Below are 23,306 nucleotides of genomic sequence, written 5' to 3' on the forward strand. Positions count from 1 at the left end.
TTTTGTGAAATGGGATAAACAAGACAAGCTTAAAGTAAACAGTGTTCAATCGTCGCTATAACTGATTGAGAAAGAGTATCAAAGTCATAACCACCTTCTAAGCCAAACAGAATTTTACGAGTTATCCCCAGACAATAATCAGTAAATAAAGCGTAGTCTTCTGGCTGCAAATTGATACTTGCTAAAGGATCTGCGGCATTGCCATCATAACCAGCACTCACAATCAGCAAATCTGCCTGAAAGTTAGCTAAAAACGGTACAACTTGTTTTTCAAATAGTGGCTGATATACAGCAATATCACTACCAGGGCGTACTGGTAAATTTAATACATTATTATGAAAGCCGCGTTCCGTCGATCTTCCAGTACCGGGATAGCATGGGTACTGATGTAGGGAACAGTAGGCGATACGTGCTTCAGTTTCAACGATCGCCTGAGTACCATTACCATGATGCACATCCCAATCAAGGATGGCGACACGGTTAATTCCAGGTTGTTCTAGAGCAAATAAAGCAGCGATGGCGGCATTAGAAAATAGACAAAAGCCCATCCCTGCATCACTTTCAGCGTGGTGTCCTGGGGGACGCGCTAGTACAAAAGCTGGATTAGCCGACTCCAACACAACCTCAACTCCATCTAACCATGCACTCACTGCCAACAATGCCACATCATAACTGCGCGGGGAAACTAGCGTATCTCCATCCAAAGGGCCGCCGCCACTAGAAGCGATTTGCCACAGTTTTTTGATGTAGGCTGGGCTATGTGCTCTAACCAACGAAGACATCAGTGATGGCTGTTCTGATGCTGGTGTAGGCGATCGCCAGGTAATTTGCTCTGCAAATGTAGCTGCTTTTAGGGCATTGGCGATCGCACTCAAACGTTCTGGTTTTTCGGGATGGTATTTTCCAGTCTTGTGATCTAAAAATTCCTCGGAATAAATGACTGGCAGCATAGGACGAAAAAGGTCGGCAGCAGGACAATGAATTTTATTGTATCCTTACTGGTACAAACAGTTTTCCCTTGTACTAGTACAACACAACGTAAACAAGCAGACCATTGAAAAGCTCTTTAGAGCTTATTCCATAAAACTTTTGACTTTTGAATGAGTGATTTTTGACTTCCGCCTTGCGGTACTAGATCGTTGGTCGTATACTTTCGAGGACTTCTGTTGCTTTGTGTTCAGAAAGTGGGCGGTAGAATAAAAAGCCTTGTACCTCCTCGCAGTTGATAGATTTCAAGAATTCCAATTCTTCTTCCTTCTCTACCCCTTCGGCTGTTAACTTTAATCCCAAGTTGTGTCCCAAGGTAACTATGGCCTGGATAATGTGAGCTACTTTGGTATCCTGCGTCAAATATTGAATGAAAGATTTATCTATTTTCAGATTGTGGAGTGGCAAAAGTTGTAGACGTGAGAGCGAGGAATGACCTGTACCAAAGTCATCAATGGAGATATGAACACCCATCTGCTGTAGCTCCTCTAACACCTTTGTGGTAAAATCCAAGTCCTCAATCGCTGTGGTTTCCATAATTTCCAGTTCTAAAAAGCGCGGCTCCAGACGTGTTTGTTCTAAAACCTTGGCTATAGTCTCTACCAATTTGGGTTGGCGGAACTGCTTGAGAGAAAGATTAACAGCGATCGTAATCGGTGGCAATCCAGCATCTTGCCATGCTTTATTTTGGCTACAAGCAGTCTGTAGCGTCCATTCGCCGATAGGGACAATTAATCCACTTTCTTCGACCAGGGGAATGAACACACTGGGAGCGACCAATCCCATCTCTGGATGCTGCCAACGCAACAGAGCCTCCATACTAGTAATTTCTCCTGTAGCAATGTTCACACGAGGCTGATAGTACAGCGTAAATTCATTGCGTTCTAAGGCATAGCGCAAGCTCTTTTCTAAAGTCAGGAGTTCAGGATTTTTAGCACTCAGGGAAACACTATAGAATTGGTAGTTATTCCGTCCTTTGTCCTTGGCGTAGTACAAAGCGGCATCTGCGTGCTGGATTAGTGTTTCCGCGTCGGGGCTATTATTATCAAGTAAAGCAATACCGAGGCTAGCAGTCACATAAAGTTCATGCTCTTGGAGATGAAAAGCATCCTCAAAGGCTTGTAAGATTCTCTGCGCCACCAAAGTTACCTCTTTAATATCATTAACTTGTGGGAGTAGAATAGTAAACTCATCGCCTCCCCAACGAGCTACAGTATCTCCGCCTCTAAGTGAGTCTTTTAATCTTTGAGAGACGCTTTGTAACAATTGGTCTCCCAGAGTGTGCCCCAGAGTATCATTAATGACCTTGAAGCGATCCAGATCGAGGAAAATTACAGCTAAACTTTCGTCATTTCGAGTGGCGTTGGGCAGAGTTTTACTAAGCAGCTCATTAAATAGTAAGCGATTGGGCAACCCTGTCAGCAAGTCATGGAGGGCTTGATAGCGAATCTTTTCTTCTACTTGTTGACGTTGCCATGCACCAATGATACTAGCGGCCATCGTCAAAAGAGTAGATTCTTCGTGCTTTGACCAATGACGCTCAAAGGTACAGTCTGCTAAGCCAAGATACCCCCAGAAATCATTATCCAAGCGAAGAGGCACCAACAGAAGGGATTTAATGCCATCTCGAATCAGGAATTCTTGTTCGGCGACCGGAAATTTTTGAGTGATTCCGCTAATGGACTGACCGCTAGAGAGAACTGTGTACCAACGGGCTAATCCAGGAGCTTGATAAAGGTGATTCTGCCAATGATGATGGGTAGATTTAATACAAGATTGTGTCCATTCAAACCGTAGGCTGACTGCTATTTCCTCTGTAACAGGATGGGGATGGTTCTCAAAGAGATAGGCACGATCTGCTTTGGCTGCTTCGCCCAGTACAGCGAGAGCTTGATCGATACCAGTTTCGTAATTCATTTCTCCTAGTAAATAATTGGCAGCTTCTGCAACTGCTTGTAACAAGCGATCGCGCTGGCGCAATTCGGCTGTAGCTTGCTTTTGCTCTGTAATATCCCTAATAATAAAAGTTCTAATTAAATCACTTTCAGGAAGATAAAGAACAGATTGTTCAAAAACTTCTGTACCTACTTCCACCTCTCGCACAAAAGAATTGTTTTCTAGATTCTTAACTCCAATTAAGAGTTCCGTTAAGATTGGGTGTTCTGTCCCAACTTCCCTAAGATTGGGAAACTTGATCGCTGCGGCTGGATTGAGATAAGTAATTCTTCCCTCGAAATCCATCTCAATAATTGGATTGGGAATGAGTTCAGGGAAGGATGCTAGGCGAGCTAGGGCAGACTCACTAGCTGCTTCAAAGCCCGGATCGACAGCCAAGGTTTGAAAAGGATTGGCAGGACTGGCTTGCTCTGATAAGAAACCAGATAAGTCTTCAACATCAAAAGATTCAGAAAATACTTGTTCGGAAATGTTGGAAATAGCATAATATTTAGCCTGAGCTTTATTACTGCCAAAAGCAATGATATCTCCATGCCTAAGATTATGAGAAAAGCATTTATTACCATTTACAAATAAGCCATTAGTACTTGCTTTCCCCTTATAGTTGCCATCAATAATCTGAAAGCCATATTGGTCAGTTTCTGGAACAGTTACTCGCAATAAAATTGCATGTTGCATTGATACTGACCGGGAAGCCAAGACAATAGTGTTTGCAGGATGCCGCCCCAGAGAATAAGTAGTCTCTCGTAAGGGGACAGTTCGCCGTCCTTCCAGGTCTTGGATGACCAACAGATGGCGTATTTTTTCCCGCTCATTTCCTTGCATGGCTGTTCCTCAATTTCTCATATAATTAATATTTATGTCTTAGTCTAAAAAAGACTGCTCTTATAAGTCCAGAATTTCAAGCTGCACTTATGGAAAAATTTGCTTCATAAAAGTTCTTAACCATCTGCGTAGGCGTAGCCCACTACAGCGCAAAATTCGTATAAGGGTGTAGACCAGCTTTTACCTTCATGATTGACCGCAAGCACTCTTCTTTTTATGGAATGAGTTGGCTAATTGTTCAATCAGTTTTTTTTAATAGAAATTCTAGTACGCCACGGCGTAAATAGAGCAACCACTTAAAATCCCTAAAAAGCCCATTACATAATACTTTTGACTTTTGACTTCCGCCTTGCGATACTAGTTGTTTTCTCTACTCATACATAAGTTATAAACTTTGCTCCTTTGTCTATATCATCATCTAACCTTGTCTTTCTTAGGATACCCAGATCAACAATTCAAAATTAAAATTTCAAAATTGTACTTACAGGGAAGCAAGTTAGGCGTAGCGTCAAGTTAGCGCAGCCTCTTGTAGAGAAGAGAGTTATATGAGGAAATTTCAATCCTAACTAAAACTGAACAAAGTCGGAGCCAATCCGTCTTTGAGCTAGGTATAGATGTTGGCTTAGCCTCTCTCTTTAAAAGCTAGTTATCCATTAGTCACATCTTTACTTAAAATTTAGAAAAAACCTAATTTTCAACCTCATAAAATTAGGAACTTTTCATGTCTTATATATATAGGATTCCTATTTGATTGCGTGAAAAAAACCCGTACATCCCAAGAGCGATAAAATTAAAGGTAGTGTGTCGAATAAACCACTTAAACATCCATTTCAGATGTGAGAAGGAAGGAATCAAGGCACAAAAACGTCGAACCCATGTTTTAGCTTATAACCAGATATCTTCAATAGGATTTTGCTGTGGACAATTAGGAACAAAATGAACGTAGTGAATTTGCCATTGTTCTGGTGGTAAACCTTGGTTAAATTTGTCTAAAAAGCTTTGGATTTGTTTGGAACGGTGGTAAGTGGCACCATCCCAGAAAATCAGCAATCGTTGGTCGCCAGACTCAGTTATTAGATATTGCAGGTAATCAATAGTATTTATATTCCAGTTCCCCAAGCTCCCAATAGCCCTTGGTTTGTAACCAACTCAACACTTCTTCTGGCTGTTCGTTACTCAAGTGGCTTTTTCGTCCTTTGTGGTTTAACTTTAGTCCATTCATTCCATCCTGCTCATAAGCTTGCTTCCAACCAATAATCGAGCCTAAAGACACATCTAAAATTCTTTGGATCTCCTCGTACAAGTAATCAAGGCACAACCAACTTCACCGCTAAGGCTTTTCTTGCCTCACGGGCATCGCGACAAGCTGCGATAAATTCTTGTAGTTCTGCGATCGCAGTTGCTACTCTCACCGGGAGTGATACAGTTTGTAGATACTGTTTCAGTATTGTCTACTCTTACACTTATACACATAGCCGTATTTTCTCGTAATCTTTTTCAAAAATCAAATAGGATTACTATATATAGAATATTAGTTCAACAACTTAGGGATAATAGAGAGGTATGTTTAACTTTTCCTTCCCCTGATAATGGGGTTGAGAAAGTGAAAATTAATTAAGCATGGTTAAGCAGTACGAACTCATACCTATTATTTACGTTTAAATACTGAAAGTAAGTGTTTTGAGCATTGGATGAGCATTTTAGAGAGAGTGAAGGCTGAAGTGTTGATATTATGTCGGTTTATCGTAATCTGCAAGAAACTCACTTAAATCGTGCCCGCGCCAGTCTCAGACAAGCGCTTTCTTGGTATGGATATCTTCGCAAGTCAGAACAGCTTTCATCTAACCCAGAATTGCTAGGTTTGGTGAAACCAGAGTTAGAAGCTTTAAGAGCTACACTCAACAAGCTGGATTCAAACGTCATTAGAATTGCCGTCTTTGGTTTGGTGAGTCGGGGAAAGTCAGCAGTTTTAAATGCCTTATTGGGAGACAAAATTCTACAAACTGGGCCCTTAAACGGTGTCACCCAATGGCCGCGTTCCGTGCGGTGGCAACCCGGTGGTAAGGTATTAGTAGAGTTAATTGATACCCCCGGATTAGATGAAATTGCGGGTGAGTCACGGGCGGAGATGGCACGAGAAGTAGTGCATCAGGCAGATTTGATTTTGTTTGTCGTCTCTGGTGATATCACGCGTACTGAGTATCAAGCACTGCTGGAATTGCGACAATCACAAAAACCCCTGATTTTAGTATTTAACAAGATAGATTTATACCCAGATACCGATCGCGCAGTGATTTACCAAAATTTGCAACAACTGGGTGCTGGGAATCCCCAGACCAAGCCTCTACTCCCAGATGAAATTGTGATGGTGGCGGCGGAACCAGCAGCAATGGAAGTGCGGGTTGAATGGGCTGATGGGCGTGTCAGTTATGAATGGGAAACACCACCACCGCAAGTAGACGAACTCAAAGAGACAGTTCTGAATATTCTTAATCGGGAAGGGCGATCGCTTTTGGCTTTAAATGCACTGATCCAAGCACGAGATGCAGAAGCCGCGATCGCTCAAAAAACTATCGATTTACGCGAAAAAGAAGCCGAAGAAATTATTTGGCAATTTACCAAATACAAAGCTTTGGCAGTAATGCTCAATCCCATCGCCTTTTTGGATATCCTTGGCGGAACTGTTGCCGATTTGGCTTTAATTCGCGCTCTCGCTAGATTATATGGTTTGCCGATGACTAGCTATGAAGCCGGGAAAATTTTAAAAACGATTATATTTAGTTCTGGTGGCTTGCTACTTGGAGAATTAGGTAGTAGTTTTCTTTTGGGTTTAGGTAAAAGTACGACCGCAATAACTAGTGGTGACAATCCCAGCAATATTACTGCTTTTGCTGGCAGTGCGATCGCTCAAGCTGGTATTGCCGGTTATGGTGCATATTCTGTTGGCAAAGCTGCCCAAGTCTATCTTGAAAAAGGCTGCACTTGGGGACAATTGGGCGCTAGCAGTGTCATTCAAAAGATTCTCTCTCAAGTTGACAAAAACACAATTATGTATCGTCTGCGACAAGAGTTAAATATAAAGTATTGAGATTTTCGAGTTGTGTTCCGAAAAATTTCTATTAACTCAAATTAACCAGAAAGTAAAAACTACCGTATTAAACTTGCTAACACGGCAGTTATAAAATAGTCGAAGTTGTCAGCTTAGACTACACCTTTTACTTTGCCTTGCTGCTTAGATTTTTTGCCTAAGACTATAAAAGCACTAGCCGTCAATGAACCCAATATGATTGAGGGTTCAGGAACAGAAGTCGGTTTCAAAACAGGTGTCAAAAGAAAAGCATGAACAGGATAATTACGTTTAGGGTCTTGAATAGTACCAGTACCCACAATTTGTCCAGAGTTGTTGATCCCATCTGCGCTTCCAAGAAGCCAACCAGAATTAGCAGGAATGAGATCGTTTAAATTAGTCATTTTACCGTCACTATAGAAGAAGGGAGAGCCTGCATTACCAACTATTTGACCAAAATCATTAATATTAGTAGCCTCACTATTTGGTCCCCCAAGTGTACCTAAGTCTTGTAGTGTTCCACTTCCACTGTAGAGGAAAGCGTGCCTAACATTACAAGGGCATTCTTTTGGATCGTCTGGTTCAAAAGTTGCTCCAGTGTCTGCGCTACCAACAACCTGTCCGAAGTTATTGATAGCAAAAGCTATACCTTCCTCACCTCCAAGTGTGCCTAAGTCCTGTAATCCTCCACTCTCACTGTAGAGGAAAGGGTGATTTTGTCCTGACTGACTTTGTATAGAGCCAACTATTTGTCCTGAATCGTTAATATCCCTTGCAGAGCTTGATCCCTCAAGGGTGGTCAGGTCTTGTAATTCTCCACTCCCACTATAGAAAAAGGCGTGGAATTCTCCTTCCTTCGTTTCTGCCGAGCCAACGACCTGTCCTAAGTTATTGATGCCATAAGCGAAGCTGAATTCTCCCCCAAGGGTTCCTAGATTTTGCATTCCAGTAGCATCACTCCAGAGAAAAGCATAATCAGATCCATATACAGACTTCTTTGACTCACCGACCACTTGACCAAAGTCATTGATTGCATAGCTAGTGCTTGAGTTACCACCTAAAGTACCTAAGTCGTCAGTCAGTGGATTAATTGCACTGTTAGGAGCCGTGCGAAAGGCGTTAGAGCGGAAAACATCAGTACTAGGAAGAATTGAATTACCAACCACTTGACCAGCATTGTTAATGTCGTATGCCGCACTGAAAGCATCAAAGCCAGTAGCAGTAGGGTTTAAGGAACCAAGATCGGTAATAGAGTACAAAGATATAGCAGCAGCCTGCTGGGGAGTTGTAACTTCTCCGATAATTAAGGCGATCAGCCCGATACCAGTAGTGCCCAGAGTATACTTCAACATATTTTATTAAAACTTTACTTTTATATGTTTTATCAGTATTTACTCTATTTGAGTAATTAAAAAAATATACTTTTTTTAAGGAATATTCGTATTGGTACTGTCTCTAAGCAGCTATGCTTAGAGACAGTACAACCTCATAAGTTGAGTATTTATTTATACGATTAATTAGTTATTTTGGGAGTCTTGAATTACTACAAACACAAGTGTTGAGAATAAATAAAAATTGTTTCGCCTTTCTTACCGTTTATAAGTATTTATCAACTTCTATCAATATCTTCTGACAATTGACTGACATTCCCAATTTGGGATGCAAGATTGAGAACATGACCATCTTTACTAGTGATCGCAACTAGTAGAATTCCCATACCTTTTTGAATCTAAAGATGACAAGAGGGTAATCACACTCAATTTTTCTAAAAAGATGGCGGTGTTTACCACTACTTCTTGTAGGAAGCCTATCTAAACTAGAAGTGTGAGCTTATTGAGGTCATTAAAAGCTCGCAGTTAATATCTCTGTCTGTAAATTAAAGGTGAAAGTATCATGACAACTACCTTAAAATTTGAAACTGCTGGGGCGGCAAATCTTGAAGAAGCCATTGTTAACGCCATTACTGAAGCCCGGACAACTTGCGATCTAAATGGCAGCAATTCTGCTGGTTGTGCCGTAGCTTGGGACATTGTAGAAGAATTGCAAGCTGAGAAAGCCCACCAACACCAAGCAAAATCAAAGAAAACCTCTTTGGAAAATTACTGCGATCGCCGTCCAGGTTCTGTAGAGTGTCTAATATATGACCTTTAACTCTTCCGTAAATCAGTTGTTGCTGATTGCGTTATTTGCTTAATTGCCTGTAAATCAAGTGGTGGTGTTTCACTTTCTATTGCCAACCACAACAGATATTCGATATTCCCAGCAGGGCCAGTGATCGGCGACCAAGTTAAGCCTTTGTATTTCCACCCTAATTCATGGGCGGCTTGCAACACCTGGAAAATGGCATCAGCTTGGTCGTTTGGATCACGCACAACACCTTTTTTACCCACACGGGATTTGCCGACTTCAAATTGTGGCTTGACTAACAACACAGCTTCTCGGTTAGCTTGAGTTAGTTGCCACAAAGCAGGTAGAATTTTAGTTAAAGAAATAAACGATACATCGACCACCGCCAAATCAGGAATCGGGTCATTTTCGCCATATAACTCATCTGGTCTTAGTTGCCGTAAATTGGTGCGTTCCCGCAAAATCACCCGCGGATCGTTTCTTAAGAGCCAGTCAACTTGTCCGTAACCAACATCAATACCGTAAACTTGTTTTGCTCCAGCTTGCAAAAGACAATCAGTAAAACCACCAGTAGAAATCCCACCATCTAGACAAATGCGCTCGGCTACGGAAATGGCAAATACTGACAAAGCTTTGGAGAGTTTTTCACCGCCTCTAGAAACAAAAGGCGATCGCTCTTTAATATTGATTTGAGCTGCAATATCAACTTCAGTACCAGGTTTATCAACTAACTGCTGATTAACAGTAACTTCTCCCGCCTGAATTAGCCGCTGTGCTAAGGCGCGAGAAGAACATAAATTTAACTCTACTAATAATGTATCTAGTCGCTGTTTAGCCAATTAACTAGACTCTCCTGGTAAGATTAAAACCAAAGCACGATTAATAATTTCTTCTTGATTAACCAGCTTTTCTAATTCTTGGGCTTCATAACGACCTTCTTCTACTTTTAAAGAAGCCTCATCAATGGCATTTAAATAAGCTTCTGCTAAAATTTCTAACAATTCTTCTGGCGTGAGATAATAGCTTCCAGCTTTGCGCCGCTTATTTTCTCGCTGAATTTCCCGAACTGAATTCCGAATTGAGACTTCCCAAGAGCGAGTCGTGCAATTTTCAGCTTGTTGTTTAATCAGATGCAACAATAAAATCACTGCATAGCTACGAATCGTCTTAATTATGTCATTTCGGCTCATTTCCTCTAATTCTTCAACTATAATCAATGCTCCTTGAACATCGCCCTTAACAAGTAAGTCTTTTAGGGTTAATAATTCTTCCATAGTCAGTGCCTCAACATCAGCAACTTTTATTGTGGCTTATGATGGTTCTGGTTCAGATAGCATAAGCTAATGCATTTAATCTAGCGATCGCTACTTGCTTGAATGTATTATTTTTTTTGGAATACACGACATCAATTAAGATACAGCAAAATCCGTGTATTGCCGTAGTTCAGCAGGATGGAAATCCAAGACAATATCTTTGTGCAAAATACCCGCTTCTAATAATGCCTCTGCTACTGGCTTAGAAGTACCATCATCTTGAATCCACACTTTATCATTAATAATATCTATATGTACTACTGAATCATGTATGCGGCGCACTCCATCCCAGCCAATGTGTAACACTTCGTAGTGGTCTCGCTCCAAGTCAATGACTGCTTCTGTCTCTATTTGACCGTTATCAGGCTTGTGACTAGCATAGTCAAATATCAACTGACGAATAATTTCACGATACCGAGCTAGCTTATCTATCTGATCATCCTTTCTAGTTGCTCGTCAAAGACAATTAGGTTTATTCCTATACTATTAAGAATTAGCTGACCAAAGCGTTCGGAAAATATACCTTCGTAAACACGCTTGGGAACTGCTAAATAAAGTTGGCGTTTTGGTTGTAGTTCTTTAAGGACGCTAGGATAACTTCATACTGTCCTACAGCTTCCTGGAGGTCATTCACGAGAGAAGGACTCAGAAAACTTTTGATTTCAACAGCTATTTTTTGCTCGTCTCTCTCAGCAGCAATGGTAACTCTTTCTGCTCCAATATCTACGTAAAGTTCTCTACCCCCGTATGCTAGGTACAAGGGATCGTTGGTTATTGTCCAACCATCTACGATAAGTGCTTTTATGACTACGGTGTGGTAGATGTCTCTGGCTGGCATTAGTCGAAAGATAGCTCCAAAAATACAGCTTTAATCTAGCAAATTTATTTTACAGAGTTATGATTTTGCCCTTTGCGGGCAAAAGCTTGAATAAAGCTTTTATCAACGTCTACAGATCACAAAAAAGCGATCGCTCCATAAAACCAAAGTGCGATCGCTATTTATGTTTATGTCGGGGCAGATACCTTGCCACTTAAAATCTAAATATCTATCTCGCTCAACTCGCGTGTGATGTGATCGAATGGTTCATCTACAAAAGCAGTATTAATCACACCGACTGCTGTCACTTGTTCCTTAATCAAATCCTTGAGAATTTGGATACCGCGAACTGTAGGCCCAATAGGCACTCCTAAAGAATTATAAGTTTCCCGCAGCCCTTGTAGCACTCGTTCATCCAATACATTGGTATTTCCAGCAACCAGCGCATAGGTGGCATAGCGCAGATAGTAGTCCATATCTCGCAGACAAGCTGCATAACGACGAGTCGTATAAGCATTTCCACCGGGGCGAATCAATTCTGGCAGTTCTTCAAATAACTGTAAACCAGCCTGCTTGACAAGTGCAGCCGCATTAGAATTGATTGCCGCTGCTGCTTGTACTCTTGCTGTACCACTATCAAAGTAAGACTTCAGGCTATCGATCGCATTCCGGTCAAAATACCGACCAGCTAGGTCATAATTCTTAATTAAATTTGTTACCGCATCGCGCATTCCTTCTTCTCCCAATCATTGCTATTTATGGTTTGATATTTATTTGGCTGCACTTATGCACCAGTAAATTTTTGTGCTATTAAAAATAGATTCGGCACAAAAACAATATATCCACTACATAAGGATTCTATGCCAAAGTTGACCCCTATGTGATGAACTTTCCAGTTTTGTACAGATGATCGCCGAAAGGTTAATATAACCTAATAATCCAGATATCTGTAACACAAACTACAAAATTCGTTAATGTCTAGTATTTAAGATATTTCAGGTGTGTCACGGTCTAATTGAGATCAGCAGGGTTAGGATGCTTTGGAAGATTCTGGTATTACTTTAGGAAATTGGTAGAGAAGGAGTAACAATGACAACACCACAAGAAGTCTTGGAATTGATCCGAGACCAACAAATTCAACTGATTGATCTCAAATTCATCGATACAGTAGGGACTTGGCAGCACCTGACACTGTATCAAAACCAAATCGATGAGACTGCATTCACTGATGGCGTACCTTTTGACGGTTCCAGCATTCGGGGCTGGAAAGCGATCAACGAATCGGACATGACGATGGTACTCGACCCTAACACTGCTTGGATCGACCCATTCATGGAAATCCCAACGCTAAGTATAATTTGTAGTATTAAAGAACCCCGCACGGGTGAATGGTACAATCGTTGCCCACGCGTTATTGCCCAAAAAGCAATAGATTACCTGGTTTCTACTGGTATTGGTGACACAGCCTTCTTTGGTCCTGAAGCTGAGTTCTTCATCTTTGACAGTGCTAGATTTGCCCAAACCGCCAACGAAGGCTACTACTTCATAGACTCCCAAGAAGGTGCTTGGAATTCCGGTAAAGCTGGTACAGATAACAAACCCAACTTGGGTTATAAACCACGCTTCAAAGAAGGTTACTTCCCAGTTTCACCGACGGATTCTTTCCAAGATATCCGTACAGAAATGCTGTTGACGATGGCACAATTAGGTGTACCCATTGAAAAGCATCACCACGAAGTTGCTACTGGTGGTCAGTGCGAACTTGGTTTCAAGTTTGGGAAGTTGATCCAAGCGGCTGACTGGTTGATGATTTACAAATATGTCATCAAGAATGTTGCTAAGAAATACGGTAAAACCGTTACCTTCATGCCAAAACCGATTTTTGGCGATAACGGTTCGGGAATGCATTGTCACCAATCCATCTGGAGAGACGGCCAACCTCTGTTTGCAGGTGATAAGTATGCTGGTTTGAGCGATATGGGGTTGTACTACATTGGTGGTCTTCTCAAACACGCACCAGCCTTGTTGGCAATCACTAACCCTAGCACCAACTCATACAAGCGCCTAGTACCCGGTTATGAAGCTCCTGTTAACTTGGCTTACTCCCAAGGGAACCGTTCTGCTTCTATCCGTATTCCTCTATCTGGCACTAACCCCAAAGCCAAACGTTTGGAATTCCGTTGTCCAGATGCTACATCTAACCCCTATTTGGCATTTGCTGCAATGCTTTGTGCTGGTCTTGATGGCATTAAGAACAAAATCCATCCTGGTGAACCCTTAGATAAGAATATCTATGAACTCTCTCCAGAAGAACTGGCAAAAGTTCCTTCAACTCCAGGTTCTTTAGAACTGGCGTTGCAAGCACTGGAAAAAGATCACGCCTTTTTGACGGAATCAGGCGTTTTCACGGAAGACTTTATCGAAAATTGGATTGATTACAAGCTAGGTAACGAAGTCAAACAGTTGCAGCTGCGTCCTCATCCCTACGAGTTTTACCTCTACTACGATGCTTAATGAAAAGTCGTATCTAACTAAAAAGTAATGAGTTTTGCCACCCTAAAGTAGAGGGTGGCTTTTTTTCCAGACTTGTCAGTTGAGACATTCACTCAAAAAATCCAGCTTAGAATTCCTGAAATTTAGCTCATGGAAGCATGACTGGGCCCATAAATCATCCGAGTATTAGCATCTACCTTTCCTTGAATCGGGTTCCAGTAGTGAGATGCTTCTTCAGGAAGACCAAGTTCTTGTGCCGCCCGCATCAGTATTGATTGTTGGCGATTCTTGACTTGCTGATGTTCGCGCACCATTAACGCACGAGATTTATCTGCGATAGACATAACCATAGTCCTCTCTATTTCGTGAATATATAATTTTCCTTTCCTTACAAGACTAATATAACAAAAATTCTGTAACATAAGCTACTTTTTACAAAAAATCATATTTTGTTTGCCTAAAATTTTCCGGTTTTGGAGGAAAATCTCTCCAATCCACTTTTGATAACTAAAATCATCTAGCTTCAGATTGGTCTGAGCTTAAAAACACACTTTACCCAAGACTGAACATTTATTCGTTACTTTTATTTACACTTAAGTTCAACTTAAGTGATTAATTCTTGTAATTCGTACTCTTTTTTTCGGTGAAGCGGCACAAATACAGCACTCGTAAAAATTAAGTTACTATTAAATAAAGATTTACAAAAGTTTACATAATTTATGACAGTCACTTACCCACGTAAATTTCAGAATGTTTTGAGTGCGAGAGATATATTAAAACGGGTGGTATGCGATCGCGAAATCCATCTGATTACCCTCAACCGCTACCGTTACAGCGAACAACGCAGTTGCAAAGACCTAACTGAGGTAATTGAACAACTCAATGGACAGCCACGGGAACTGGTGCGGGATTTGTCTCATCACATCTCAGATGAAGCTCGTCATGCCATGTGGCTAACTGACTTGTTGATTGATTTGGGAGGCGATATAGGAACTCCCCCCGGAACTTCCTATATTGATGAATTTGATCGGCTGCTCGACAAAGACACCTATGACCCAAAACACAACCTAGAGGACGGCATAATTGCTGCCTTGGCCGCAATTAACATCACCGAAAAACGGGGCTGTGAGTATTTCTCTGCTCACATTCACGCCCTCAAACAAGCACCGCAGACAGAAGAAAACATCAAAATTCGGGAAACGATTGAAAAAATTCTCCCAGAGGAAGCAGGACACGTCCGATGGGGTAATCGTTGGCTAGGAGAACTCGCGCGTCAAAGTCCAGAACATCAGCAAAAAGTCGAGCAAGCCAAGCGAAAATATACTGCAATTGAACAAGCGGCATTTGAATCCGGAATGGATATCACCTTGGGTGCAGAACTACGGCGAGTTGCCAACTTGGTGGAAGTGGCAAATACCATGCCGCTTTGGCAACGTCCCCAATACTTGATGGAACGCTTACCCCAGACTTTGCTAGCACCTGAATTGCAATTTACTAGAATTCAAGCTGCACAAAAGGCTTGGCAGCGCGATCCACAGACGTTTATTGAGAAGTTTGTGCCAATGTTCCTCAACGGCATCCAGGCAACAGAAAATAATCGCTAGAAAACAACGGTTTAAAAGGGCATGGGGCATTGGGCATAAGGGCAGAGGGGAAAAACTTATTGAACTTCTCCCCTGCTCCCCACTTCTTTCTTTAACTAAAATTCATCTAAAAAAACCAGATGCAAAATTTTGCATCTGGCCTTGGGTGTAGAATAATTAAAATGACTAAGATGATCTGGCAGATCCTTCTTAATATTTATATCGTCGTGAGCCATCTGCGAAGAGAACGAACTAGGAGGCAAAAGTAGGTTAAGAATAGTAGATTTGTTAACAAGTGCAATAAATCTATACTACTTGTGCTAATCCATACGCTAGATAAGCAAGAGATGAAACGAAAGAGATTTTATGCTTCGGCAAAGGACGTTAAACAGATGTCGGAGCTAAGATTGGTCACTTGCTTATGTATATAACCACTTACTGAATGCATGAGAAAAAAAATCTATTAGGGAATTTTGATCGGCATGATTGAGGCCAACTATATATACAAAGCTTGCAGTTGAAATACTAAGCGATCGCTGAAGACTTTCGTGTGTCAACTGTATATATCTTTGCCAGAAAAACTGTGTGACAGATGTTAACATAACATCCTGTTTTCTGGTAATTTTGTTCCTTTGGGCAAAGAAGCATTACTCTACAGTAGTTAAACCACAGCATAAATATTTCGCGCTTTTTGTGTCACTTCTCTGCGCCCACTACCGCGATGACGTGGCGCATCATCTGAAGCTTGTTCAGATGCCGCCGAGAGCCACTGTTCTGAAGTAGGCGTGGAAGGCAGCCCTATTGATAAGTGATTGACCATTGCTTGGCAATTAAAAACTAAGGGGCCGAACACCAGACTCGAGACTAAAAGTGAAATGGCAGCACGCATAGCAGATGTCTATTTTGGAACTCTCCTCTTCACTGATACTTAGCTTTTTAATGAATATCCGGACAATTAATCAAAAAGTATTCTGCTTTACTGAAAATAAACTCTTCCTATCCTTTGTTTAAATGTTCGACTAATAACCAATTACCAGAGTGATTGTGACGACCCCAGAATGTAACTAATTGTTCGTCGGGATAAGCGCGTAATTGCTTGTCGATATGCGATCGCAAAGTCACAAGCTGCCAACTTTGCCCTTGATATGCGGCTGGGGCTGTGACAGTGAATTTGTATTCCTGCTGTTCCAAGCGGTAAAAAATCCCTTTGAAACAGGTACTTTCCTGAATTAATGCGTTGTCAAAAGCAGAGTCAGGGCAATCGCCATTAACTGGATAGGCTTGTGGGTTATCTAAGTAATACAGTTGCCAGTAGCACCAATCCGAATGATTGGGAGGAAGATTAAACAAAGGAAGAATTAGCGCTTTTGAGCGATTATCTTCTAATAAAGCCGTTTGTAGCGTTCTAAGAGGTAAATCTCTTGGCTGGCAGTTTAACTCAACACATATTGCCGCTGCCATCCCTGCTGCTTGACCAATTCCCATAACCACAGGTTGTAATCTGGTAGCGCCATTGGCAATGTGGGAGACAGAAATATTCTTTTCACAGACCAAAAAACCATCTGTTGTGGCTGGAATTAGACAACTGTAGGGAATTGTAAAGGGAGTTCCAGTCCAACGTCCTCCCCAGCGGATAGATTTTGGTTGTAGTGGGAATTGAACGCCAGGATAATGATGGTCATTGGCGTAGTTCCCAACTGCAATTGCATCATTAAATATAGATGCAACTCTACCTTTGGCGATCAGCAAAATATCCTGTTCTCGGACAGTAGTTAGCCCCACCAAGCGGCGGCTTTCTCGGTAATAGGGATGCAGTGCAAAAGCTGTAGGGGCGTGAGGAAATACTTTTTTTGCTAAACCATAGCGACTACCAAGCTGTTTTTGAATAAAATGAGCAAAATTTTGGCTGTGCCAGCGAGATTCTTGGATGAATTCACTTCTGGATACATCTGACTCTATCAACCGCCCTACCCCTTCGCCGTAGTCATTGCCACAGATTGGCCAATTCATCATAAACAGTCCATCAGGCAAACGTCCATAATTTAAAAATGTTTCTGCTCCATAGCCATCCCAAGCACCTGTAAACTGTGATGGATTATAGTTAGGGGCAACCGGAATCTCTGGTGCAATTGATTCACCAAAGTCTTGCATAATCACTACATAAGTGGGCGCTTGCACAGGATATTTCTGGGTTAAAGAGTTAAAAGTCACTGGGGCGCTGGCTTCTCCCCACTCCGATTGCAATTCCCAACCCCAGCGGTAAGGTATATCAGCTAAAGCTAATAAATCTCCTAACTCTGTACCGTCGAGAATAATTTTGGCTGTGACAGCAAAATCAGCAAAGCGCACACCAGTAATAGAATCACCTTGGCGGTAAACCTCCATTGGCACTTGTCCAGAAATCCAGTGCAGATTCGGCAATTCCTGCACCCAATCAGCAAAAATCTCTGCCCCAATTCGGGGATCGTAACTAAAAAAGCTTACCCAGCTGTTATCTAATCCTCCGGGCTGTCGTTGTCGCAATTCCTGCAAAAATGCACCCCATAACCCTGTTTGAAAGGCTTCTAATTCGTTGCCATCGGGTGCAGACACTCCAGCTGAAGTTAGCATTCCTCCCAACCAAGGAAATTGACTCACCAGAATGGTTTTGACTCCCCGTCGCGCTGCTTGGATAGCAGCCGCAGTCCCTCCAGTTCCGCCACCGACAACTAAGACATCAGCTATGTATGTCTGATGAACCATGACCAAATCCTCTACCAGGGTTAACTATCTAGCTGATTTCGGTTAATCCTTGGCTCTACTTTTATCAGCTGAGTTTATAATTCACTTCTAAAAATCAGCTTTTGTCAAGTTTAAATTGATGGGTAAGCACTTAAGTTCTCACTACAAACCATCAAAACTCGCTTGACAAGGTACTTGCACAAGTATGTATGAAATATTACATATTTATTTTAATGAAGTATAGGGTCTTGCATTTTACACATCTGTATGCAAAGATAATTTCACATAAAATACTGTAAACCTATCAAGTTACCGGATTTACTAAATCTTTTAATCTAGCTGATTGCATATGAAAGCGTTCAGTAAATATTCATTTGGCAATTAGCAATGAATAACTAAAATTTAAATAATAATTTGCTTTAGTGTAAATCGCACTGACAGACTAAAGAAAAAAGAAGAATTTAAACTAAAAAATAATGTGGATTGTTAAACTTGCTCTTCGTCGCCCCTACACCTTTGTAATTACTTCCATACTTATTTTTGTCTTAGGAGTAGTTACTATTACGCGCATGGCAACGGACATTTTTCCAGAAATTAATATTCCTATTGTCAGTGTAATTTGGTCTTATGGTGGTGTTTCACCAGAAGAAATGGAACAGCGTATTGTTACGACCAGTGAACGCTCTTTTACAACCACGGTTAATGATATTGAACACATCGAATCACAATCACTCAATGGTGTTAGTGTCATTAAAGTTTTTTTCCAGCCAGGAGCAAAAATTGAAGCAGCAGTAGCTCAACTTACTTCCAATACTCAAACAATTCTCCGAGTTTTACCTCCAGGAATTACACCTCCTTTAATTATTCGCTACAATGCCTCTAATGTACCAATTCTCCAGCTAAGTGTTAGCAGCACATCACTATCAGAGCAAGAACTTTACGATAATGGCAATAATTTTCTCCGCACTCAGTTAGCGACTGTTCAAGGTGCATCTGTACCGTTACCTTATGGAGGTAAACCTCGGCAAATTATGGTAGATATTGACCCACAGGCACTATTTGCCAAAGGTCTTTCAGCTACAGATGTTACAACCGCAATCAGCGCCCAAAATCTTATCTTACCTGGGGGAAATGCCAAATTAGGCGATCGCGAGTATAGTGTTCGACTCAATAGTAGTCCCCAAGTCCTAGAAGCCTTAAACAATTTACCAATTAAACAGATTAACGGCACGATCATTTATATACGTGATGTTGCCCAAGTCCATGATGGGTTTGCTGTGCAGAACAATATTGTCCGTCGAGATGGGAAACGTTCTAGCTTATTAACTATTCTCAAAAATGGTAGTGCTTCAACTTTAGATGTTGTAGCTAGAGTCAAAGAAAGACTACCGAAAATTCAAGCTACATTACCCAAAGAATTAGATTTAGAAATATTATTCGATCAATCGATATTTGTTAAAGCTTCCATCCACGCAGTATTAACCGAGGGATTAATTGCTGCTTGTTTAACTGCCGCAATGATTTTATTATTTTTAGGCAGTTGGCGTAGCACTTTAATTGTGGCAATTTCAATCCCTTTATCAATTCTTTGTTCTATTATTACTCTGCGATTGATAGGACAGACTTTGAATATTATGACCTTGGGAGGTCTATCTCTAGCAGTTGGGATTTTAGTTGATGATGCCACAGTAGAAATTGAAAATATCCATCGTAATTTGGGACAAGGAAAACCTTTGCAACAAGCTATTTTAGATGGCGCACAACAAATAGCTATTCCCGCTTTCGTTTCGACTTTGGCAATCTGTATTGTTTTTATCCCAATTGTCTTTTTAACAGGAGTAGCACAATCGCTGTTTATGCCTTTAGGAATGGCGGTTGTTTTTGCAATGCTTGCCTCTTATCTACTCTCGCGTACAGTAGTACCAATGTTGGCAAAATTTCTGCTTGGTAAGGAACTACATCTTTATACTGAACATGAAAATTTAGCTGATAATGGTAATGGTCATATATCTACCCAACTTCCCAAAAAAAATATTTTCTGGCGGATTCATGAGCAGTTTAATCGCCAATTTGAAAAGTTTCGCCAAAGCTATCGAAATACTTTAGCCAAAGCTCTAAATCATCGTGGTATAGTTTTTGCGATGTTTGGGGCTTTTTGGGTAAGCGCCTTAGTTTTACTACCTTTTGTCGGTCAAGACTTTTTCCCTCAAGTAGATGCAGGTCAGTTTCGCTTGCATGTCCGCGCTCCTGCGGGAACTAGACTTGAGAAGACAGAACAGATTTTTACTCAAGTTGAAAATGAGATTCGCCAAGTTATTCCTGAGGAAGAATTAGAAATTATTCTTGACAATATTGGTCTACCTGTAGGTGGAGTAAACCTTGCTTTTAGCGACACAGCAACCATAGGGCCTGGTGATGGAGAAATTCTTGTTGGCCTCAAAGAAGGTAAACATCATTCTACTTGGCAATATGTTAAACAACTACGCCAAAACTTAACCGCCCAATTTCCTGAATTAACTTTCTTTTTCCAACCTGCGGATATAGTAACCCAAATTCTCAATTTCGGTTTACCAGCACCTATTGATATTCAGGTCATAGGCCCAGCTAAGAATCGTCGGGATAACTACAAAATTGCCAACCAAATCCAAACCCAAATAGCTCAAATTCGTGGAGCAGTTGATGTTCATTTGCATCAAGTTGTTAATGCCCCAGACCTACGTATTAATGTAGATCGTTCTCAAGCACAACGTAGCGGTTTAACTCAACGAGATGTTGCTAATAACCTACTCACATCATTAAGTTCTAGTGGTCAAACATCACCCAATTTTTGGCTTGATCCTATTAAAGGAGTTAGTTATCTAATAGCAGTACAAGTTCCCCAGTATAAACTTAACTCACTAGAAAAAATTCAGAATACTCCTGTAGCTAACGGTTCTAGCTCATCACAACTTTTAAGCAATCTTGGTGTTGTTAAACGTGGTAAAGCTCCTGCTGTTGTTAATCATTACAATGTACAGCCTGTATTTAATATTTACGCCAATGTTCAAGGTCGTGATTTAGGTGGTGTCGCTAGCGATATTTATAAAATAGTTGGGCAATTTCAACATAAGTTACCGCGTGGAACTTCAATTATAGTGAAAGGCCAAGTAGAAACGATGAATTCATCTTTTCTAGGATTAGAAGTAGGATTGATATTTGCAATTGGATTAGTTTATTGCCTAATAGTAGTTAATTTTCAATCTTGGATTGATCCATTCATTATCATGATGGCACTGCCAAATGCTTTAGCAGGAATTGTTTGGATACTATTTGTAACTAACACGACTTTTAGTGTACCGTCTTTGATGGGTGCAATCATGAGTATTGGAGTTGCTACTGCCAATAGCATTTTGCTCGTTACCTTTGCTAATGAGCAACGTCTAACAGGGGAAAAAGCTGTTTCTGCGGCTTTAGCTGCTGGTTATACCCGTTTGCGTCCAGTCTTAATGACTGCTGGAGCTATGATTATGGGGATGTTACCAATGTCTCTTGGTTTAGGAGAAGGTGGTGAACAAAATGCTCCTTTAGGACGTGCTGTAATTGGTGGATTATTAGCAGCAACAGTGGCAACTTTAATTTTTGTACCTGTAATTTATAGTATTTTGCGCCGAAAACAACCCCAAAATTTAGAGGAAGAATTATCCTCTACTATTAAATTAACTGTAGCCAATCGCTAAATGATTCGTGAATAATAAGACCCCCGATTTATTAGATAAGTTTGGTATCTCAGAGCTACTTATATTTTTATAAATCAACAAATCTAAAAGAAAATATATATATGGATACTCAAGAAAACACCCAAACCGAGCCTTCTGATCTGACTTCAATTGCGGCAAAATCTCAAAAAAATCACCTCAGTTTTGTCACCATTATTGGTACGACTACTTTTGTTATTGCTGGGCTTTTAGCATTTGGTATTATACCTCGTATTCAACAGCAATCAGAATTAAATGCTTTCGCTAAATCTACAACAAAAAAAGGTTCTTTAGTTAATGTAGTTAAACCCAAACTGGCGGCTAATTTTACAGAATTAGTCCTACCTAGCAGTATTCAGGCAAGCCAAGAAACCACAATTTATGCCCGTACTAGTGGCTATTTACATAAGAAATTAGTAGATATTGGCGATCGCGTAAATAAGGGGCAGCTACTAGCTATAATTGATGCGCCTGAAATTGACCAGGATGTACAGCAAGCTCGTGCAGAATTAGCAAAGTCTGAGGCCAATATTTCTCAAGTTCAAGCAGATTTAGCACAAAAGCAAAGTAATCTTTCTCAAACAAAAGCTAACCTCAAAGCTAGACAGGCAGAACTAGTCGAAGCACGTACTAACTTAAAATTAGCACGTCAAACTTGGCAACGTTGGCAATTACTTCAACAGCAAGGAGCAGTGACTACACAAGCTGCTGATGAACGTGAAAGTGCTTTTAATGCAAGTCAAGCTAATGTAGATACTTTAATTGCTCGCGTTAATTCAGACCAAGAAAGTATAAATACTGCTCTTGCAGCTATTAATTCCCAAAAAGCTAACATTAATGCTTTTGTTGCGAGTAAAAATGCTACTCAGTCAAACTTACAGAGGGTAACAGTTTTACAATCATTCAAACAAATTGCTGCTCCTTTTGCAGGCGTAATTACTGCTCGTAATATAGATGCAGGAGCTTTAATTTCTGCGGGTAGTAATAATAATAGTGGAAATTCCTGGTTATTTAAGATTGCTCAGACAGATAATTTACATATCAAAATTAACGTTCCTCAAGCTTCTGTTCAATCAATTCACCCTGGACAAACTGCGCTTGTTCGTGTTCGTGAGCTACCGAAAAAATCTTTTTCTGGTAAAGTTATTCGTACTGCTGATGCTTTAGATGCCACCTCTAATACGCTTTTAACTGAAATTGAAGTACAGAATTCAGATAATGTGTTGCGTCCTGGGATGTATGCTGAAGTGACTTTTAAGACTGAACGTGCCAATCCACCTTTGTTAGTACCAGCTAATACCTTAGTGATTAATGCAGATGGTATACAAGTAGCTACTGTGACAAAGGAAAACAAAGTTAAGTACAAAAAAGTAGAGCTGGGAAGAGATTATGGTACTGAAGTTGAAGTAGTCTCTGGTTTAAGCCCTAATGTTAGGTTAATTACTAATCCTACTGATGCTCTCCAAAATGGTAAATCGGTTCAGGTACTTGCATCGAAGCCTAAGATTAAGAATTAAGGGACTGACAAAAAAATAATCAATCGCTGAGTGAGCAGTTCTTGAGCAGTTGAACTATACCTTAATTTCACCGGAGTTCCGGCATATTTTCCTAAAAAAAGCGATCGCATTCCAGTTTTTATCTCAAACTGAATGCGATCGCGATTGCATTCCTGAAATCAACAGA

Annotated in this window: 16 protein-coding genes and 2 pseudogenes; 6 read left to right on the plus strand and 12 right to left on the minus strand. The window is 40.7% G+C overall.

Annotated elements, in window-relative coordinates; genetic code table 11:
* Positions 1 to 29: 29 nt before the first annotated feature.
* From V7K89_RS03025 to V7K89_RS03035, 3 genes and pseudogenes are all read right to left on the minus strand, one after another.
* Positions 30 to 950, minus strand: coding sequence for a histone deacetylase family protein (locus V7K89_RS03025; protein WP_335184268.1), 921 nt, complete (start codon positions 948 to 950; stop codon positions 30 to 32).
* Positions 951 to 1,131: 181 nt separating this feature from the next.
* Entirely contained in the window at positions 1,132 to 3,768 is a 2,637-nt protein-coding gene (locus tag V7K89_RS03030; protein WP_335184269.1) for an EAL domain-containing protein, read from the minus strand.
* Positions 3,769 to 4,494: 726 nt separating this feature from the next.
* A pseudogene (locus tag V7K89_RS03035) lies at positions 4,495 to 5,216 on the minus strand (transposase).
* Positions 5,217 to 5,500: 284 nt separating this feature from the next.
* Between V7K89_RS03035 and V7K89_RS03040 the strand changes: the two are divergent.
* Positions 5,501 to 6,856 carry a GTP-binding protein gene (locus V7K89_RS03040; protein WP_335184270.1) on the plus strand — a complete coding sequence of 452 codons (1,356 nt, stop codon included), beginning with the start codon at positions 5,501 to 5,503 and terminating at the stop codon, positions 6,854 to 6,856.
* 113 nt (positions 6,857 to 6,969) lie between these two features.
* Here V7K89_RS03040 and V7K89_RS03045 read toward each other — a convergent pair whose 3' ends face one another.
* Entirely contained in the window at positions 6,970 to 8,187 is a 1,218-nt protein-coding gene (locus V7K89_RS03045) for a DUF3466 family protein (protein ID WP_335184271.1), read from the minus strand.
* A gap of 541 nt (positions 8,188 to 8,728) precedes the next feature.
* Between V7K89_RS03045 and V7K89_RS03050 the strand changes: the two genes are divergently transcribed.
* Positions 8,729 to 8,986, plus strand: coding sequence for a Calvin cycle protein CP12 (locus V7K89_RS03050; RefSeq protein WP_335184272.1), 258 nt, complete (start codon positions 8,729 to 8,731; stop codon positions 8,984 to 8,986).
* Here V7K89_RS03050 and V7K89_RS03055 read toward each other — a convergent pair.
* The 5 genes and pseudogenes from V7K89_RS03055 to apcB form a co-directional block, all read right to left on the minus strand.
* Positions 8,983 to 9,801: a TlyA family RNA methyltransferase gene (locus V7K89_RS03055; RefSeq protein WP_335184273.1), complete on the minus strand. Its 819-nt coding sequence runs from the start codon at positions 9,799 to 9,801 to the stop codon at positions 8,983 to 8,985. The two genes, V7K89_RS03050 and V7K89_RS03055, sit on opposite strands and share 4 nt — an antisense overlap.
* Positions 9,802 to 10,236, minus strand: a complete 435-nt coding sequence (locus tag V7K89_RS03060) for a DUF29 family protein (RefSeq protein WP_335184274.1) — start codon at positions 10,234 to 10,236, stop codon at positions 9,802 to 9,804.
* Between the two features lie 135 nt (positions 10,237 to 10,371).
* On the minus strand, positions 10,372 to 10,707 hold the full coding sequence (locus V7K89_RS03065; protein ID WP_335184398.1) for a XisI protein: 336 nt from the start codon (positions 10,705 to 10,707) through the stop codon (positions 10,372 to 10,374).
* Positions 10,704 to 11,113, minus strand: a pseudogene (locus V7K89_RS03070) (XisH family protein). The gene V7K89_RS03065 and the pseudogene V7K89_RS03070 overlap by 4 nt, the downstream one beginning before the upstream one ends.
* Before the next feature lie 200 nt (positions 11,114 to 11,313).
* Entirely contained in the window at positions 11,314 to 11,823 is a 510-nt protein-coding gene (gene apcB / locus V7K89_RS03075; protein ID WP_335184277.1) for an allophycocyanin subunit beta, read from the minus strand.
* A 358-nt stretch (positions 11,824 to 12,181) separates the two neighbouring features.
* On the opposite strand from apcB, the gene glnA reads away from it, so the two are divergent.
* A complete protein-coding gene (gene glnA / locus V7K89_RS03080; RefSeq protein WP_335184278.1) occupies positions 12,182 to 13,606 on the plus strand; it encodes a type I glutamate--ammonia ligase in 1,425 nt (474 codons plus the stop codon).
* A gap of 122 nt (positions 13,607 to 13,728) precedes the next feature.
* Here the strand turns inward: glnA and V7K89_RS03085 are convergent, their stop codons facing one another.
* Complete coding sequence (locus V7K89_RS03085) at positions 13,729 to 13,929, minus strand: hypothetical protein (protein ID WP_094327996.1); 201 nt, start codon at positions 13,927 to 13,929, stop codon at positions 13,729 to 13,731.
* A gap of 375 nt (positions 13,930 to 14,304) precedes the next feature.
* Here V7K89_RS03085 and V7K89_RS03090 point away from each other — a divergent pair, with 375 nt between their 5' ends.
* Complete coding sequence (locus tag V7K89_RS03090) at positions 14,305 to 15,189, plus strand: ferritin-like domain-containing protein (RefSeq protein ID WP_335184279.1); 885 nt, start codon at positions 14,305 to 14,307, stop codon at positions 15,187 to 15,189.
* A 640-nt stretch (positions 15,190 to 15,829) separates the two neighbouring features.
* Here V7K89_RS03090 and patX read toward each other — a convergent pair.
* Both patX and V7K89_RS03100 read right to left on the minus strand, forming a co-directional pair.
* Positions 15,830 to 16,057 carry a heterocyst-inhibiting protein PatX gene (gene patX, locus V7K89_RS03095; protein ID WP_335184280.1) on the minus strand — a complete coding sequence of 76 codons (228 nt, stop codon included), beginning with the start codon at positions 16,055 to 16,057 and terminating at the stop codon, positions 15,830 to 15,832.
* Positions 16,058 to 16,164: 107 nt separating this feature from the next.
* On the minus strand, positions 16,165 to 17,910 hold the full coding sequence (locus V7K89_RS03100; protein WP_335184281.1) for an FAD-dependent oxidoreductase: 1,746 nt from the start codon (positions 17,908 to 17,910) through the stop codon (positions 16,165 to 16,167).
* A 455-nt stretch (positions 17,911 to 18,365) separates the two neighbouring features.
* Here V7K89_RS03100 and V7K89_RS03105 point away from each other — a divergent pair, with 455 nt between their 5' ends.
* The gene (locus V7K89_RS03105) at positions 18,366 to 21,605 is read left to right on the plus strand and encodes an efflux RND transporter permease subunit (RefSeq protein ID WP_335184282.1); all 3,240 of its coding nucleotides are present in this window, start codon (positions 18,366 to 18,368) and stop codon (positions 21,603 to 21,605) included.
* A gap of 101 nt (positions 21,606 to 21,706) precedes the next feature.
* Positions 21,707 to 23,140, plus strand: coding sequence for an efflux RND transporter periplasmic adaptor subunit (locus V7K89_RS03110; RefSeq protein WP_335184283.1), 1,434 nt, complete (start codon positions 21,707 to 21,709; stop codon positions 23,138 to 23,140).
* Positions 23,141 to 23,306: the final 166 nt, after the last annotated feature.

Origin of the sequence: Nostoc sp. (assembly GCF_036917515.1) — a bacterium.
GTDB lineage: Bacteria > Cyanobacteriota > Cyanobacteriia > Cyanobacteriales > Nostocaceae > Nostoc.